Here is a 15,305-nt window from a genome sequence, read left to right as displayed (position 1 = left end):
CGCGTTACGGCGTGCGCGCGGTTGCCTCCGGCGCACTGAACACCACGTGGCCGTCGGCATCCAGCACCTCGATGCGCGCGTCGCCGGCGCGGTCCACACGCAGACGGATGCGGTCCTTGCCGCTGGCGTCGGCCAGCAGGATCTCGGCGTCGTTGCGGTCGTTTTGGATGGCGATGCGGCGCGTGGCCTGCTTCGCCGCATCCAGCACCTTCACGTGCGACGGCACGGCCTGGTTGATCTGCAGGCCGCTGCTGATCGGTTCGCCGTCGGCGCCGATGCGCGTCATCAGGCCGATCGCGTCCATGTTGGGATTGTCGAAGGCGAGCGCGGAGATCTTGCCGGCCTCCACGTCGGTCAGCGCCAGCCCGCCCACCTCGTTGCCCTTGCGGTCGTAGAACACCAGGCCCGCGGGCGTGACCGCGCGCTTGAACGTCTCACCGTTCAACATCGGCGGCGGAAAGCGCTGCTGGTTGGCCAGCACCACGCGCGGCGTGCCGTCGGCGTCCACGATGTCCAGCCGTTCCACCGATAGTCGCTCGTAGTGCGGGTCCGGTGCCTTGAAGGCGGTCAGCAGCACGGCGACGAAGGCCAGGGTCATCGCGGCGGCGTAGAGGCGCAGCACGCGCATTTCGCGCAGCAGGCGGTGCATCGGGTCGTGCGGCATCGGAGGTCCTGGTGGTGGAAGACGCCGATTCTAGCGAGGCATCCCGCACGGTTCCCGCACGGGTGTCCGCAAGGTCGATGCGCCGCACTGCAGTGTGGCGCGATTGAAGTTCGTTTTACATGCCGTGCGTAGCGTGTCGGCATCGACGGACGATGGGTGCGGACATGAAGCGATGGATCACTTGCGGCCTGCTGGCCTGCGCAGCGGGGGTGTTGCTGGCCTGTGTTGGCGGCTTCTTCTACGTGCAGACACTGGACTTGGACAGTCAGCCGCTGCCGGCTCCGACCAGCACGGTGGCGGACCTGGATTTCATGCAGCGTGCAGTGCCGCCGACGCGCGGACGCATCCTGGCGGTGGTCACCAGTACGGCGCATTTTCCCGGCGGCGAGAAGCAGGCGGGCTTCGAGCTGAGCGAACTGGCGCGCGCGTACTACGTGTTGCAGGCCAACGGCTACGAGATAGACATCGCCAGTCCGCAGGGTGGTTCACCGCCGATGCGGCTGGATGACGAGGACGCGGTGGTCGCCGACTACGCGTTCCTCAACGATGTGGCGGCACGGCGGAAGCTCGACGGCAGTCTGCCCTTGCGCGAGGTGGACGCCACGCGCTACGCGGCGGTGTACCTGGTCGGCGGCAAGGGCACGATGTTCGACTTCCCCGACGATCCCGACCTGCAGCGCATCGTGCGCACGGTCTACCAGGCGGGCGGGGTGATCGGTGCGGTCTGCCACGGGCCCGCCGCGCTGTTGGAGGTGGTGCTGGACGACGGCACGCCGCTGCTGCGCGGGCGTCGCGTGGCGGCTTTCAGCAACGCGGAGGAGCTCTTCCTGATCAAGGATGCGCGCGCGCGGTTTCCCTACCTGCTGCAGGATCGCCTGCAGCAGAAAGGGGCGCACTACGTCGAAGGCCCCATGTACGTGGACACCACGGTCGTCGATGGCCGGCTGGTCACCGGGCAGAACCCGTGGTCGACCTGGTCCACGGCGGAGGCGATCGTGCGCGCGCTGGGTCATGCGCCGGTCGCGCGCGCGCGGGGACGCGACGAACTCGCGAACCGGGTGCTGGCGGCCTATCACCGCGAAGGCACCGACGCCGCACGTGCCGTGCGTGCGACACACCCCGATGCGGACAAGCGCCTGCTGCTGATGCATGCGCTGGTGGCCGGCATGCAGGGGCGGCTGGGCGAGGCGTGGCAGTTGCAGGCGCTGGCGCGCGGCTGACGGCTTATTGCCCGCAGCGGCTCTCGGCGACGATGCGCGCGACGCGTTCGTAGTCGGCGCGGTTCTTCTCGGCGTTCTCCGGGCGGGCGAAGCGGAACGCGACTTCGGTTTCGTCGCGGCGCTTCTTCCATGCGTCGCACAACGCGCCATCGGGCACGCGCGCGCAGGTGTCGCGCACCACTTCGCAGGCCTGGCCGGCGCCGGCCTGCGGATTGCCGTCCAGGCCGACGGTACTCAGCGTCACGCAGCGCGAGCCGGGCATCGGGTCCTCGGTGAGGTAGCTGTCCCGGTCGTAGGTGGTGCACTGGAACAGGATCGGCGGCGGCAGCGCACGGGTATCGGAGGTGGCGGGCAAGGAAGTCGTCGTGCTCTCCGTGGGAGAGGTCGCAGGCGTCGCCGTCGCCGGAGTGGGCGTTGCGGCGGCGGGCGACGATGGCGTCGCTGCGGTGCCGGTCTGGCCCGGCACCATCGGCACCGTGTTCACGCCCTGCATGGTGCGCGCTTCCTGCTTCATGCCTTTCGGGCAGGGCGCGTTCTGCAGCGTCAGCGCACCGCTGGCGTCGGTGCAGCGGTAGATGGTGACGTCGGCGGCATTCGCCGCGGCGATGCCGAGGCCGCCGCAGGAGAGTGCGAGCAGCAGGCGTGCGAAGGAACGGGCGGAAGAACTCATCATTACCTGCAGTCGTTGGCCAGGCGCGCATCGATGCCGCGCTGTTCCAAGTCTAGCGTGCGGCGTTCGCTGGGCAGCGCGGCGCCGTAGCGGCGGAGGATCTCGTAGCGACGATCGGAGAGGCGCGCGCAGACTTCTTCCTGCGGCAGCGGGTGGCAGGTGTCGCGCACCCACGCACCACCGGGGACGAGCACGGGGCCTGGATGGTGACCGCCGCCGCCGGGCGGATGCGGGCGCGGAGGATCGCCGCTGCGGAAGGAGAGGTTGCCGTTGCCGATCGACACATTGCCCGACACGCTGCCGCCGCTGCGCGGCCACGACGGATACGCCGAATACGCGCCGCCGTACGGCACCCAGCGCGGATTGCCGTCGTCGTTGTCGCTGGTATAGGTCTGTCCTTCCGGCGTGGTGCACTCGTACATCGGCTTGGGCGGGCTGAGGTACACGACGCGCGTGGGCGGCGGTGCCGGTGCCGCCGGCGGCGCAGGGGCAGGTGCTGCGACGACGGGACGTGGCGGGGGATCCTGGGGGCGCTGCATGGCACGGATTTCCTGCTGCTCGCCTTTCAGGCAGGGCGAATCGCGCAAGGCGACCGTGCCGTTGGCGGCGACGCAGCGGTAGATGGTCACCTGGGCGCCTGCCGTCGATTGCGCCTGCGCGACCGGCGGCAACACCGGCAGCAAGGCGATCAGCAGGGGCAGGGCGGCAGGGCGCATGGGCCCATGGTGCGCGCCGGGGCGGTCGATGGAAAGGCGATGGCGCGGCCCGTATGGCCGTCAGTCACGCAGCGACTGGCCCGTCAGCGCGTCGCGGATGGCGGTGGGGCGGTCCAGGCCGCCGGTCGGGCCCGGCACGACGGCGTCGACGCGCGCCAGCAGGGCGGGATCCAGCGCCGCCTGTTCGCTGACCGCGGGTTGGCCGCTGAGGTTGGCGCTGGTCGATACCAGCGCGCCGCCATAGGCCTGGCAGAGGCCGACGACGACGGGGTGCTGGCTGACCCGCACGGCGATGCCGCGGTGCGCGCCGGTGATCCAGCGCGGGGCCTGCGTGGTCGCCGGCATGATCCAGGTATGCGGGCCGGGCCAGCTGGACAGCACCTCGGTCAGGCGCTCGGTCGGCACGGCCGATACGTCGATCAGCGGCTTCAACTGGTCCAGCGTGGCGGCGATCAGGATCAGGCCCTTCTCGACCGGCCGCTGCTTGATCGCCAGCAGCCGGTGCACGGCGCCCTCGTCGAACGGATCGCAGCCCAGGCCCCACACGGCTTCGGTGGGGTAGGCGACGATGCCGCCGCTGCGGATCGTTTCCGCCGCTTCCTCGATGGTCCTTTCGATCGGCATGTGTGGTCGGCTCGCGTCCTTCGAGCGATGGATCAGAACGGTGCGTTGTCGTCGGCGACGGCCTTGGCGGCCTTGCTCACCGTCTTCTTCGCGGCTGCTTTCTTGGTGGCGGTTTTCGCCGCGGTCTTCTTCGTCGCTTTCTTCGCAGCCTTCTTCGCCGGTGCCTTCTTGGCGGCGGCCTTCTTCGGCGCAGCCTCTTTCTTCACCGCGGCCTTCTTGGCCGGCGCCTTCTTGCCGAAGCCCTTGCGCACCGGCTTGCCGGTTTCCTCGAGCAGCTTCTGCACCTCCTCGAAGGTCAGCGAGGCGGGCTCGCGGTCCTTCGGGATCTTGCCGTTGAGCTTGCCGTCGCTGATGTACGGGCCGAAACGGCCGTTGAGCACCTGGATGTCGCTGCCGTCGAATTCCTTGATGATGCGGTTGCGCGCGATCTCTTCCTTTTCTTCGATCAGGAACACCGCGCGCGCCAGGTCGATGGTGTACGGATCGTCTTCCTTCTTCAGCGAGGCGTAGGTGCTGCCGCGCTTGGCGAAGGGACCGAAGCGACCGATGCCGACGCTGACTTCTTCATCCTTGTCCTGGCCCAGCTTGCGCGGCAGCTTGAACAGCTCCAGCGCGTCTTCCAGGGTGATGGTGTGCATCGACTGGCCGGGGCGCAGCGAGGCGAACTCCAGCTTCTCGTCGGTGTCCTTGTCGCCGATCTGCGCATACGGCCCGTAGCGGCCCAGGCGCACGCTGACCGGCTTGCCGGACTTCGCGTCGGTACCGAGTTCGCGCGCGCCGGTGGCTTCGCTGCGGTCGACGGTCTCGGCCTTTTCGTCCACCAGTTCCTTGAACGGGCCCCAGAACTTCTCCATCAGCGGCACCCACTCTTCCTCGCCGCGGGAGACGGCGTCGAGCTCGTCCTCCAGCTTGGCGGTGAAGTCGTAGTCGACGTACTGGGTGAAGTGGCCGGACAGGAACTTGGAGACCGCGCGGCCGACATCGCTGGGCTTGAAGGCGCGGCCTTCCATTTCCACGTACTTGCGGAAGATCAGCGTCTGGATGATCGAGGCGTAGGTGGAGGGACGGCCGATGCCGTATTCCTCCAACGCCTTGACCAGCGCGGCTTCGGTGAAGCGCGGCGGCGGCTGGGTGAAATGCTGGTCGGCGTGGATGCGGTCCAGCGGCACGGTGTCGCCGGGCTTCATCGGCGGCAGCTTGCGGCCTTCGTCGTCGTCCTCGGCGTTCTTGGTGTCCTTGCCTTCCTCGTAGATGGCGAGGAAGCCGGGATCGACCACGGTGGTGCCGCTGGCGCGGAAGCTGTGCTGGCTGCCGGCGGCCAGGTCGACGCTGACGGTGTTGAGGGTGGCCGGGACCATCTGGCAGGCGACGGCGCGCTTCCAGATCAGGTCGTACAGCTTGCGCTCGTCGTCGCTCAGGTACTTGGCCACCTGCGCGGGCGTGCGCAGCGCGCTGGTCGGGCGCACGGCTTCGTGTGCTTCCTGCGCGTTCTTCGACTTGGTGACGTAGACGTTCGGCTTGTCGGGCAATGCCTGCGTGCCGTAGTCGCGCGCGATGACGTCGCGGATCTCGGCCAGCGCGTCCTGCGACAGCGTCACCGAGTCGGTACGCATGTAGCTGATCAGGCCGACGGTGCCTTCGTCGCCGATGGCCACGCCTTCGTACAGCTTCTGCGCGACCTGCATGGTCTTGCGTGTGGTGAAGCCGAGCTTGCGCGAGGCCTCCTGCTGCAGCGTCGAGGTGGTGAACGGCGGTGCGGGACGACGCTTGCGTTCCTTGCTGGTCACGTCGGTGACGTGCAGCGTGCCTTGCGCGGCCCGCTGGATGCGCAGGCGGGCGGCCTCGGCGGTGTCGCCGTCAGTGACGGTGAACTGCTCGAACTTCTGCCCGTCCAGCCTGGTGAGCTTGGCGGTGAAGGCCTGGCGCGGATGCGCGCACTCGGCCTCGATGCTCCAGTATTCGCGGGCGATGAAAGCTTCGATCTCTTCCTCGCGCTCGACGATCATGCGCAGCGCGGGCGACTGCACGCGGCCGGCGGACAGGCCGCGCTGCACCTTGCGCCACAGCACCGGCGACAGGTTGAAGCCGACCAGGTAATCCAGCGCGCGGCGTGCCTGCTGCGCATCGACCAGGTCGCCGGCGATCTGCCGCGGCTGGCCCATGGCGTCCTTGATGGCGCGCGGGGTGATCTCGGTGAACACCACGCGGTGCAGCGGCTTGTCCTTGAGCAGGCCGCGCTCCTTCAGGATCTCGGCGATGTGCCAGCTGATCGCCTCGCCCTCGCGGTCCGGGTCGGTCGCCAGGAAGATGTCGTCGGCGCCCTTGGCGGCCTTGGCGATCGCATCGACGTGCTTTTCGTTCTTCTCGATCAGGTCGTAGCGCATCGCGAACCCGTTGGCCGGGTCCACCGCTCCTTCCTTCGGCACCAGGTCACGGACGTGGCCGTAGGACGCCAGGACGGTGAAGTCCTTGCCGAGGTATTTGTTGATCGTCTTGGCCTTGGCGGGCGACTCGACGATGAGCAGGTGCTTGGGCATGTCAGGGGTTCAGGGGAGTTCGGGTGGGCCGGCAGGGTCGGCTAGGGTGCCCGGGACGCGGGCGCCAGAGAAGCGGACGCCCGGAGCGGAGGCCCCGGGCGTTCAGATTTCCTTTTTATAGTGGTGTCACGGCCGGGGCCAGGCTGTCAAGCCGGATCGTCACCGCCGGTCCGGGGCCGCGACCCCGGTCACGGCGCCGGCGGGCGAGCTCAGCTGCCGAGGGCGGCGGCCGCGCCGATGGCCGCAACGACCAGCAGGATGGCCCCCACGAAGAGCAGCCCGCCGATGATCAGCACGACCAGGGTCACGGTACCCAGGTCCTCGCGCTGGCGGTCCGGGTAGGGCGTGAAGGCCCATTTGTCCACCACAAGGGTGTCGCACACCATGTCGTGCAGCGCCTGCTTGCGCTCGGTGAATCCTGCCATGACGTAGCCGATGAACAGGATCAGTCCGCTCAGGATCATGGCGAAACAGCGACCCACCGCGCGCAGGAAGCCCAGGGGCTCGCCGTCGCCGCGGACGACTTTGATGCCGATGGCGAGTTTGCCGGGCGTTGCCTGCAGCGACGAGGACTGGAACCACGAGAAGTAGACAACACTTATCGCGAAGCCGACCAGGCCGGAGACCAGTTGCAGCAGCACCATCCCGCTGTCGTCGGCAAATCCCATCATGCCGCCCATGACGGCGCCGATGATCATGCCGACAAAGCCGCCGATGACGCTGGTGATCAGGTAATCGATCAGGTAGGCCGCCATGCGCTTCCAGAAGCCTGCGTGGACCACGTGGCCATGCGCGACCGGCCTTCCGTAGGCGCCGGTGCCGATGTCCGCACGCGGCGCGCTGTAGGGCGAGTCGCCGGGCGACACCGCGGCTTCGGCGCGCACGATGGGCTCCGGTTGGGTGTAGGTCGGCTCGCTGGCCGTGAACACGGCGCGACCGGTCAGCGGACGCTCGGTTTCCACCACGGGCGCGACGGGGGCGTCTGCCGCCTCCGGTGTGGGCGGGGAGGGCGGGGTCAGGTCCAGCCGCAGTTCCGGCGCGACATTCGCCAGCGCCGTCCACTGTTGCATGCCCTCGCGCCAGACCAGCGAGGCGCGGGTGAGCGTACCGTCGCGGAACAGGGTCGCCACCGCCTCGCCGTCCACCGGGCCGTGCCGCTGTTGCTGCGTGTCGACGTAGTACCACTGGGTCATGACAGATCCTTCATCAGCAGGGCGCCCATCACGCCGTACAAGGCGAGGGTGCCCACGATGGCCAGGCCGGCCAGCGCCAGGACAACGATGGTGACCACCCCGAGCTCGTCGCGCTGGCGGTCGGGGGTGTCGGTGAACGCCCACTTGTCCACCACCAGGGTGTCGCAGAGCATGTCGTGCAGCGCCTGCTTGCGCGCGGTGAACGCCACCATCAGGCCGGAAATCAGCACGCCCAGGCCGCAGGTGACCATGGTGAAGACGAGGTAGGCCAGCGAGCGCAGGAAGCCGCGCCAGAAGCTCATCCGCTGCCCGTCGGTACGCGCCACCTTGATGCCCACCGCCAGCTTGCCCAGGCTGGCCTGCAGCGACGAGGACTGCATCCAGCCGAAGTAGACGCAGGGCGCGAGGAACAGGATCGGATAGATCGCCAGCATCGAGGCGAGGCCGGCCCCAGTGGCGAACGGGTTGTCCGAACCGCCGGCGCCCATGATGCCCACGCCGATCAACATCAGCGGGATCATCAGCGCATAGCTGATGACGGTGGTGACGATGCCGTCGATGAAGCTGGCGGCGAAACGCCGCCACAGGCCGGCCTGCACGATGTGCCCGGCCACGGCCGGCTGGAACGAGGCCAGATCCGCCGTCGGTGGCGTGTAGGGCGCGTCCGCAGCGGGAAGCGCCGCATCGTCGACCGGCGCGCGCGGCGCATCGAACTGCAGATCGAGTTCGGTGGCCACCGTGCTCAGCGGCTGCCATTCCTGCAGGCCTTCCCGCCAGACCAGCGATGCCGGACCCAGGCGCGCGTGGCGCACGTGGCCTTCCAGTTCTTCGGCCGTGAACGGACCCTGCCGCTGCCCGCTGGCATCGGCGTAATACCACTGCGTCATTGCATCATTCCCCGGTAAAACGCGCGGCCCGCGTCGCCGCGCTGACGGTGTTCAGCCCCGGCAGTCCAGCGGCAGCCATTTGTCATCGATCTCCGACGAGCACTGCCACGCGGTGTGGTCGCTGCCCATGTCCCACCACAGCTTCCTGCCATCGATCTCGGTGTTGCCGGTGTTGCCGAATTCCAGTTCGAACCCGCAGGTGCCGTCGTCGAACTCGCCCACGATCGCGCGGGTGACGTAGGTGCCGGCGTAGCTTTCCGGCGTGCCGATGCCGTCTTCGCCATTGCCGGGGCAACGGCCTTCGCCGCTGCGGATCGCTTCCACCTGCAGCTTCAGCGCGGTCGTTTCGGCGATCGCCTGCGACACCTTCGCGCGCAGCGTGTAATCGTTGTACGCGGGAATGGAAATCGCGGCGAGGATGGCGCCGATGCCGAGGCAGGGCACCAGCAGGACGGCCGCGACGATCATGGCGATCTTGCCGCCCGACATGCGCGGCTTCGGCGCGGGTGCGGCCGGTGTGCGCACCAGGCGGTCGTGGTCGGCGGTGGCCGTGTAGGAAGGGGCGGCGGACGGGACCGGCGGCGGACCGGCGACGTCGGCAGGCGCCGAGTTCAATCCCAGTTCGGCTGCGAAATCCTGCAATGGTTGCCATTGCGGCAAGCCATCGCGCCAGACCAGGCTGTCCAGCGCGACGCGTCCGAAACGGTAGTGGGTGACCAGTTCATCCGACGAGACCGGACCGTGCTGCTCACGGTTCCGGTCGGCGTAATACCAACCCGACATGCTTCCCCCTGAAGCGGATCAACGCCTCAGTGTACCGGCTCGGGCTCGTCGGCAAACATCTGGGTTTCCATCCATGCGTAGGCGGCTTCCGAGCCAGGCTGGTTGAACAGCACCATCAGCACGACCCACTTCAGGTCGTCCAGGTCCAGTTCGTCCTGGTCCAGCGCCATCGCGCGGTCCAGCACCAGCTCGCGCTGGTCGGCATCGAGGACGCCATGCTGTTCGAGGAACAGCAGGAAGCCGCGGCATTCGACGTCCAGCTTCTCGAGTTCCGGCCCGTGGAAAACGCGGGTCGGGCCACCGACGCGCGGCGTGGACGCCGCCGGGCGCTGGTCGGCCAGGGCGTCGAGCCAGTCGAAGGCCTTGCTGATCTCGGTGGGGCTGAAGCCGGCCTGGATCAGGCCGTTCTGGAGAGAGTCGCGGTCGCGGACAGGGTCCGCGTCTTCGGTGAAGTAGTGTTCGAACAGGTAAAGCAGTACGTCCAGGATGCTCTCTTTCATTGCCCCTCGGCCTGCGTCGTCGACGCTGTGGAGGTGAAGAAACCGGTCTTTCTCTGGTATCGGCCGTGTTCCGCCGTTACTAAGCCATCCAGTTCCATGACCAGCAGCATGGAGGACAGTTCCGCGGCCGTCAATCGGGTGCGTGAGACAAGCTGATCCATACCTGTTGGGTCGTGGCCGAGGGCCGTCCACAAGGACTGGTAGTCGGCATCCAGACGGACGGGCGTCTCACCGGCACTCGCGATCAACCCCGATTCAGCCTCGCCGAGTCGCATGCGCAGGGCATTGGCCAGGTCGGCCGCCAGATTGGCGAGCGCGTCGATGACTTCCCTCGGTTCCTCCACCAGCGCCGCACCGTCGCGGATCAGGCGATGGCAGCCGCGTGCCCGGGGGTTGTGGATGGAGCCGGGGACAGCGAACACCTCGCGCCCGGCCTCGCCGGCCTGGCGCGCGGTGATCAGCGCGCCGGACTGCTCGGCCGCCTCGATGACCAGCGTGCCCAGCGCCAATCCCGCCAGGATCCGGTTGCGGGCGGGAAAGTGGCTGCGCAGGGCCGGCGTGCCGGGCGGATGTTCGCTGACGACGGCGCCGTTCGCGGCCAGCCGGTCACGGAGCCGGTCGTGGCCCGGCGGGTAGGCCACGTCCGGGCCGGTGCCGACCACGGCGACGGTGGTGCCGCTGCCCGCCGCAAGTGCTGCCTCGTGCGCCGCCGCATCGATGCCCCTCGCCATGCCGCTGGCCACCACGATGCCTGCCGTTGCCAGCGAGCGGGCGAAATAGTGGGCGTTGTCGCGGCCGCCGCTGGTCGGTGTGCGGCTGCCGACGATGGCGACTGCGGGCCGCCAGAGCAGGGCCGGATCGCCATCGACGAACAGGGCGAGCGGCGGGCTGGATACCGTGCGCAGCGGCGCGGGGTAGTCCGGATCGTGCCAGCCGACGAGGTGGTGGCCGGGTTGCTGCAGCCACCGTTGCGTGCGGGCCAGCACGCCGTCGGTGTCCCCGCCCTGCAGGCGCGCGATCTGGGTGCCGTCCAGTCCGTTGTCCCGCCAGGCACCAGCGCCGGCGGCGAGCGCGCGGGCAGGGGTTTCCCGCTGTTCGAGCAAGCGGCGGCGCGGCAGGACCGGGCCGCCCGCCAGCACCAACCGGACCAGCGCGATCGGATCGTCGTGGGTGGGCATGCCGCCAGCGTAGGCCGGACACGACGACGGCGCCCTCGGGCGCCGTCGCGGTCTTGCGTAGGACTTGCCTGACGTGCGTCAGTAGGTCGCGTCCGGATGCTTCAGTTCGTACCCGACGCGGGTGACTTCCGTGCTCTCCATCACCAGCGCATAGCTGACCTTGTCGAAGGTGCGGAACACCATCGCGTGGCTGGCGTACTCGTCCGGGAGGCTGACGCGGCCGGCGCCCGACTTCGTCGACTCGCTGACGCGCGAGGATTCAGGGTGTGCCATGCGGTTGGCCGTGTGCGTGCCGTTGCGCCAGACCGAGAACACCGTGCCGTTGTCCACGCCATCGAGGCGGCCGCCGGAAATGGCGATCACGTCGCGTGTGCCGCCCGACGTCAGCGCATCGGCCACGGCCAGCACACGCAGCTTGCCGGCCGGATCGGTGGCCGGCGGGTGCGGGAAGAAGTGCAGGTCGTAGGGCTGGGCATCGACCGGGATCAGGCGGTCGCCGACGCGCACCTCGTGACCGCCGATGTCGGCGACCAGCGTGCTGACCTCGGTGCCCGGCACGACGCCACGGGTGAAGGTGGCCACGTTGACCTTGGCCAGCTCGTAGCCCAGGAAGGCGCCCTTGCCGCTCTGCTCGACGATGTCCTTCCACTGGTCGACTTCGCCACGGATCGTCCGGCCGCGGAAATCCAGGTCCTGCGCGCGCGGGTTGTCGGTGAACTTGGCGGTCGGCCGCACGACCAGGAAACGCTGGCCGGCCTGCGCGCCATCGAGGCCACGCACATAGATGTTGTGGCCGCCCGAACCGCGCAGGCGATCCTCGTCCAGGCCGGCGACATGCGGCAGCTGCTCGAAGCTGTCGACCACGCGGCGATCCTTCAGGTAGGCCTCGATGTCCGACAGCGGAATCGCGTTCAACGGCGCTTCCTGTCGCGGACCCGGCTGCACCGCGACGCGGTCCAGGTAGGCCAGGCTGATGACGTCGCCCGGGTAGATCAGGTGCGGGTTCTGGATCTGCGGGTTGGCCTGCCAGATCTCCGGCCACAGCCACGGCTTTTTCAGGAAGCGGGCCGAGATGTCCCACAGCGTGTCGCCACGCTTGACCACATAGGTATCAGGATGGCTTCCCGCCATCTCGGCGGCAGCCGCATAGGTGCCGACGGTCAGCACCGCAACGGCGAAAACCGTACGAAAACATTTAAACATGGCGGTATCTACCTGATTCCCCGACAGGTGGTCAGCACTATAGTCCAGAAAACCCGGCGCAACGCAAGCGCCCGCGTTAGAATTCGTGAGGCCTTGCCGGATTCCACTGGCGCCCCCATCCCGAGACGTACCATGGCCCTGCTCCCCATCCTCGAATTCCCCGATCCGCGCCTGCGCACGAAGGCGGCGCCGGTCGACGCCGGGTCTGTGACGACGCCCGCATTCCAGCGCCTGCTCGACGACATGTTCGAGACCATGTACGACGCGCCCGGCATCGGCCTGGCCGCCAGCCAGGTGGATGTGCACCAGCGCTTCATGGTCATCGACATCAGCGAAGAGAAGAACCAGCCGCAGGTCTTCATCAACCCCGAGCTGAGCGACACGCTGGGCGAACAGGTCTACCAGGAAGGCTGCCTGTCGGTGCCCGGCATCTTCGCCGACGTCACCCGCGCCGACGAGGTCACGGTGCGTTTCCTCGACCGCCAGGGCCAGCCGCAGGAGCTGCGCGCCGACGGCCTGCTGGCCGTGTGCATCCAGCACGAGATGGATCATCTGGACGGCAAACTGTTCGTCGACTACCTCTCGCCGCTGAAGCGCGAGATGGTGCGCAAGAAGCTGGCCAAGCAGCGCAAGCACGTCGCCTGATCGCCGCGCCGCGGAACCGGACGTACGGGATGCTCCCGCCGGTTCCGCCCTCTCCCTTCCGAAGCCAGTCCCCATGAGAATCATCTTTGCCGGCACGCCGGCTTTTGCCGTTCCCTGCCTGCGTGCGGCCCACGCGCAGCACGAAGTGGTCGCCGTTTATACCCAGCCGGACCGGCCCGCCGGCCGCGGGCGCGGGCTGACGCCGTCGCCGGTCAAGCTGGAAGCCATCCAGCGCGGCATCCCGGTGTTGCAGCCGCTGTCGCTGAAGAAGAAGTCCACCCAGGACGCGCTGCGCGAGATGCAGCCGGACGTGATGATCGTGGTGGCGTACGGGCTGATCCTGCCGCAGGCCGTGCTCGACATCCCGCAGTACGGCTGCTGGAACGTGCACGCCTCGCTGCTGCCGCGCTGGCGCGGCGCGGCGCCGATTCAGCGCGCGATCGAGGCCGGCGACGACGAAACCGGTGTCTGCCTGATGCAGATGGAAGCCGGTCTGGATACCGGACCGGTGTTGCTGGCGCAGAGCCTGCCGATCGGGCCGGACGAGACCGGCGGACAGGTGCACGACCGCCTGTCCGACCTGGGGGCGCAGGTGCTCCGTGATGCTCTGGGCCTGCTGCGGGCGGGCGTCCGCCTGCCGCCGCATGCGCAGTCGGACGTGGGTGTCGAGTACGCGCACAAGCTGGACAAGGCGGAGGCAAAGCTGGACTGGACGCAGCCCGCCGAGGTGCTGGCGCGCAAAGTGCGCGCCTTCAATCCGTGGCCCGTGGCCGAAGCGCAGGTCGCCGGCGAGCGCCTGCGCATCCACGGCGCGGTCGCGGTCGACCTGGCGCATGCGGCGGCGCCGGGCACCTTGTTGGCCGCCAGCCGGCAAGGACTGGACATCGCCTGCGGGGCCGGCGTGCTGCGCCTGCGCGTGATCCAGCGCGAAGGCGGCAAGGCGATTACCGCCGCGGACTACCTCAACGCGCGCCGCGACCTGGTGTCGTCGTGACCACACAGGCCGGCGTGGCAGTGCGCGTCATCGCGACGCGCGTCGTGGATGCGGTGATGTATCGCGGCCGCTCGCTGAAGGCCGAACTGGCCACGAATCTGCCCCGCATCGAGGATGCGCGCGACCGCGCGCTGCTCGAGGCGATCTGTTTCGCCGTGTTGCGCGCGCGTGCGCGCAGCGAGGCCGCGCTCGCGGCCTGGGTGTCGCGGCCGCTCGGACGGGCGGACAATGAGTTGCGCGCGCTGCTGCATGTGGGATTCGCGCAGCTGGTGGTGATGGAGCTGCCGCCGCATGCGGCGCTGTCGGCGACCGTCGAAGCCGTACGTGCGCTGGGACGGCCGCACCAGGACAAACTGGTCAACGCGCTGCTGAGGCGCGCGCAGCGCGAAGGCTTGCCGGCGGCGCCGGTCGACGCGCTGTGGCCGGCCTGGCTGCGTCGGCAGGTCCGCGTGGACTGGCCGGCGCAGGCGGACGCGATCTTCGCGGCCAGCCACCAGGAGGCGCCGCTGTGGCTGCGGGTCAACCGGCGGCATGGCACCCGCGACGCCTATCTGCAGCGGCTGCGTGAGGCCGGCATCGACGCCGAGCCTGCCGACGGCGTTGTCGATGCCCTGGTGCTGCACGCGCCGGTGGCCGCGACAGTCCTGCCGGGTTTCGCGGCAGGCGACGTCTCCGTGCAGGATGGCGCCGCGCAGCGGGTGGCCGACCTGTTCCACGATCTGCCTCGGGGCGCGCGCCTGCTCGACATGTGCGCCGCACCGGGTGGCAAGACAGCGCACCTGCTCGAACGCGATCCCTCCCTGCAGGTCGTCGCGCTTGACGTCGACGAGCGACGCCTGCAGCGCGTGCGGGAAACCTTGCAGCGCGTCGGCGTGGCAGCGGAACTGCGTGCGGCCGATGCCACCGACACGGTCGCGTGGTGGGACGGACAGCCGTTCGATGCGGTGCTGCTGGATGCGCCCTGTTCGGCGACCGGCATCGTGCGCCGGCAGCCGGATGTGCTGCTGCACCGGCGCCCCGAGGATCTCGTGGCATTGGCCGCGCTGCAGGGACGTCTGCTCGATGCGGCATGGCGGGTGCTGCGCCCGGGAGGCCAACTCGTCTACGCGACCTGTTCGCTGCTGCGGAGCGAGAACGCGGGTCAGCTCGATGCATTCCGCGCGCGGCACCACGATGTAGCGGTGGACGCGATCGGAGATGCGTGGGGCGCTGTCGCCGGCGCTGGGCGGCAACGGTTGCCGGGCGAGCAGGACATGGACGGATTCTTCTACGCGTCGCTGCGAAAAGCGTGAGTCGCGTTACAGGACGATGCGCCGGATGATCGTCTCACTCTAAAACGCGCCGCCGGATCGCGTCGCCTGCGTCATACTTCGCGGCGCCCCGCGTCATCGGTTCACGCCGCGTTGACGTGGTGGCGACATGGAGGGCGCAGACTTCCTCGACACAGGAAGTTCCGGTTGCCGTTCCGATGATCGTGCCGTTGCCATTCGC

At 68.9% G+C, this 15,305-nt stretch carries 15 protein-coding genes; 4 read left to right on the top strand and 11 right to left on the bottom strand.

The window, feature by feature from the left end; translation table 11 throughout:
• Nucleotides 1-4: 4 nt before the first annotated feature.
• The gene (locus AC04MD_RS12930; RefSeq protein ID WP_475497654.1) at nucleotides 5-664 is read right to left on the bottom strand and encodes a hypothetical protein; all 660 of its coding nucleotides are present in this window, start codon (nucleotides 662-664) and stop codon (nucleotides 5-7) included.
• A gap of 164 nt (nucleotides 665-828) precedes the next feature.
• Here AC04MD_RS12930 and AC04MD_RS12925 point away from each other — a divergent pair, with 164 nt between their 5' ends.
• Nucleotides 829-1,884, top strand: coding sequence for a type 1 glutamine amidotransferase domain-containing protein (locus AC04MD_RS12925; protein WP_475497653.1), 1,056 nt, complete (start codon nucleotides 829-831; stop codon nucleotides 1,882-1,884).
• Nucleotides 1,885-1,888: 4 nt separating this feature from the next.
• Here the strand turns inward: AC04MD_RS12925 and AC04MD_RS12920 are convergent, their stop codons facing one another.
• From AC04MD_RS12920 to AC04MD_RS12875, 10 genes are all read right to left on the bottom strand, one after another.
• Entirely contained in the window at nucleotides 1,889-2,554 is a 666-nt protein-coding gene (locus tag AC04MD_RS12920; RefSeq protein WP_475497652.1) for a DUF4124 domain-containing protein, read from the bottom strand.
• 2 nt (nucleotides 2,555-2,556) lie between these two features.
• Nucleotides 2,557-3,270, bottom strand: coding sequence for a hypothetical protein (locus AC04MD_RS12915; protein WP_475497651.1), 714 nt, complete (start codon nucleotides 3,268-3,270; stop codon nucleotides 2,557-2,559).
• Nucleotides 3,271-3,330: 60 nt separating this feature from the next.
• On the bottom strand, nucleotides 3,331-3,894 hold the full coding sequence (gene tsaC, locus AC04MD_RS12910) for an L-threonylcarbamoyladenylate synthase type 1 TsaC (RefSeq protein ID WP_475497650.1): 564 nt from the start codon (nucleotides 3,892-3,894) through the stop codon (nucleotides 3,331-3,333).
• A gap of 32 nt (nucleotides 3,895-3,926) precedes the next feature.
• Nucleotides 3,927-6,431, bottom strand: a complete 2,505-nt coding sequence (locus AC04MD_RS12905; RefSeq protein WP_475497649.1) for a DNA topoisomerase I — start codon at nucleotides 6,429-6,431, stop codon at nucleotides 3,927-3,929.
• Between the two features lie 209 nt (nucleotides 6,432-6,640).
• Nucleotides 6,641-7,624, bottom strand: a complete 984-nt coding sequence (locus tag AC04MD_RS12900) for an RDD family protein (protein WP_475497648.1) — start codon at nucleotides 7,622-7,624, stop codon at nucleotides 6,641-6,643.
• Complete coding sequence (locus AC04MD_RS12895; RefSeq protein ID WP_475497647.1) at nucleotides 7,621-8,511, bottom strand: RDD family protein; 891 nt, start codon at nucleotides 8,509-8,511, stop codon at nucleotides 7,621-7,623. The genes AC04MD_RS12900 and AC04MD_RS12895 overlap by 4 nt, the downstream gene beginning before the upstream one ends.
• Nucleotides 8,512-8,562: 51 nt before the next feature.
• Nucleotides 8,563-9,294 (bottom strand): pilin, encoded by a 732-nt coding sequence (locus tag AC04MD_RS12890; RefSeq protein WP_475497646.1) that lies wholly within the window; start codon nucleotides 9,292-9,294, stop codon nucleotides 8,563-8,565.
• A gap of 26 nt (nucleotides 9,295-9,320) precedes the next feature.
• Nucleotides 9,321-9,794 (bottom strand): DUF494 family protein, encoded by a 474-nt coding sequence (locus AC04MD_RS12885; protein ID WP_062357170.1) that lies wholly within the window; start codon nucleotides 9,792-9,794, stop codon nucleotides 9,321-9,323.
• On the bottom strand, nucleotides 9,791-10,972 hold the full coding sequence (gene dprA, locus AC04MD_RS12880) for a DNA-processing protein DprA (RefSeq protein ID WP_475497645.1): 1,182 nt from the start codon (nucleotides 10,970-10,972) through the stop codon (nucleotides 9,791-9,793). Before dprA ends, AC04MD_RS12885 begins: the two co-directional genes overlap by 4 nt.
• Before the next feature lie 78 nt (nucleotides 10,973-11,050).
• Nucleotides 11,051-12,175, bottom strand: a complete 1,125-nt coding sequence (locus AC04MD_RS12875) for a LysM peptidoglycan-binding domain-containing protein (RefSeq protein WP_475497644.1) — start codon at nucleotides 12,173-12,175, stop codon at nucleotides 11,051-11,053.
• 132 nt (nucleotides 12,176-12,307) lie between these two features.
• Between AC04MD_RS12875 and def the strand changes: the two genes are divergently transcribed.
• The 3 genes from def to rsmB all read left to right on the top strand — a co-directional run bounded on the left by def (nucleotide 12,308) and on the right by rsmB (nucleotide 15,106).
• Entirely contained in the window at nucleotides 12,308-12,820 is a 513-nt protein-coding gene (gene def / locus AC04MD_RS12870; RefSeq protein WP_475497643.1) for a peptide deformylase, read from the top strand.
• A 73-nt stretch (nucleotides 12,821-12,893) separates the two neighbouring features.
• On the top strand, nucleotides 12,894-13,814 hold the full coding sequence (fmt, locus tag AC04MD_RS12865) for a methionyl-tRNA formyltransferase (protein WP_475497642.1): 921 nt from the start codon (nucleotides 12,894-12,896) through the stop codon (nucleotides 13,812-13,814).
• Nucleotides 13,811-15,106, top strand: coding sequence for a 16S rRNA (cytosine(967)-C(5))-methyltransferase RsmB (rsmB, locus tag AC04MD_RS12860; RefSeq protein ID WP_475497641.1), 1,296 nt, complete (start codon nucleotides 13,811-13,813; stop codon nucleotides 15,104-15,106). The genes fmt and rsmB overlap by 4 nt, the downstream gene beginning before the upstream one ends.
• Nucleotides 15,107-15,305 lie beyond the last annotated feature (199 nt).

It is taken from the genome of Pseudoxanthomonas sp. LjRoot206, assembly GCF_056175725.1.
The sequence above is the reverse complement of the archived record's forward strand: the minus strand, read 5'-3'. Positions and strand labels throughout refer to the sequence as shown.

Excerpts from the sequence above, each read along its gene's own strand:
- AC04MD_RS12930 (WP_475497654.1), bottom strand. The coding sequence starts at position 664 with ATGCCGCACGACCCGATGCACCGCCTGCTGCGCGAAATGCGCGTGCTG.
- AC04MD_RS12925 (WP_475497653.1), top strand. The coding sequence starts at position 829 with ATGAAGCGATGGATCACTTGCGGCCTGCTGGCCTGCGCAGCGGGGGTG.
- AC04MD_RS12920 (WP_475497652.1), bottom strand. The coding sequence starts at position 2,554 with ATGAGTTCTTCCGCCCGTTCCTTCGCACGCCTGCTGCTCGCACTCTCC.
- AC04MD_RS12915 (WP_475497651.1), bottom strand. The coding sequence starts at position 3,270 with ATGCGCCCTGCCGCCCTGCCCCTGCTGATCGCCTTGCTGCCGGTGTTG.
- tsaC (WP_475497650.1), bottom strand. The coding sequence starts at position 3,894 with ATGCCGATCGAAAGGACCATCGAGGAAGCGGCGGAAACGATCCGCAGC.
- AC04MD_RS12905 (WP_475497649.1), bottom strand. The coding sequence starts at position 6,431 with ATGCCCAAGCACCTGCTCATCGTCGAGTCGCCCGCCAAGGCCAAGACG.
- AC04MD_RS12900 (WP_475497648.1), bottom strand. The coding sequence starts at position 7,624 with ATGACCCAGTGGTACTACGTCGACACGCAGCAACAGCGGCACGGCCCG.
- AC04MD_RS12895 (WP_475497647.1), bottom strand. The coding sequence starts at position 8,511 with ATGACGCAGTGGTATTACGCCGATGCCAGCGGGCAGCGGCAGGGTCCG.
- AC04MD_RS12890 (WP_475497646.1), bottom strand. The coding sequence starts at position 9,294 with ATGTCGGGTTGGTATTACGCCGACCGGAACCGTGAGCAGCACGGTCCG.
- AC04MD_RS12885 (WP_062357170.1), bottom strand. The coding sequence starts at position 9,794 with ATGAAAGAGAGCATCCTGGACGTACTGCTTTACCTGTTCGAACACTAC.
- dprA (WP_475497645.1), bottom strand. The coding sequence starts at position 10,972 with ATGCCCACCCACGACGATCCGATCGCGCTGGTCCGGTTGGTGCTGGCG.
- AC04MD_RS12875 (WP_475497644.1), bottom strand. The coding sequence starts at position 12,175 with ATGTTTAAATGTTTTCGTACGGTTTTCGCCGTTGCGGTGCTGACCGTC.
- def (WP_475497643.1), top strand. The coding sequence starts at position 12,308 with ATGGCCCTGCTCCCCATCCTCGAATTCCCCGATCCGCGCCTGCGCACG.
- fmt (WP_475497642.1), top strand. The coding sequence starts at position 12,894 with ATGAGAATCATCTTTGCCGGCACGCCGGCTTTTGCCGTTCCCTGCCTG.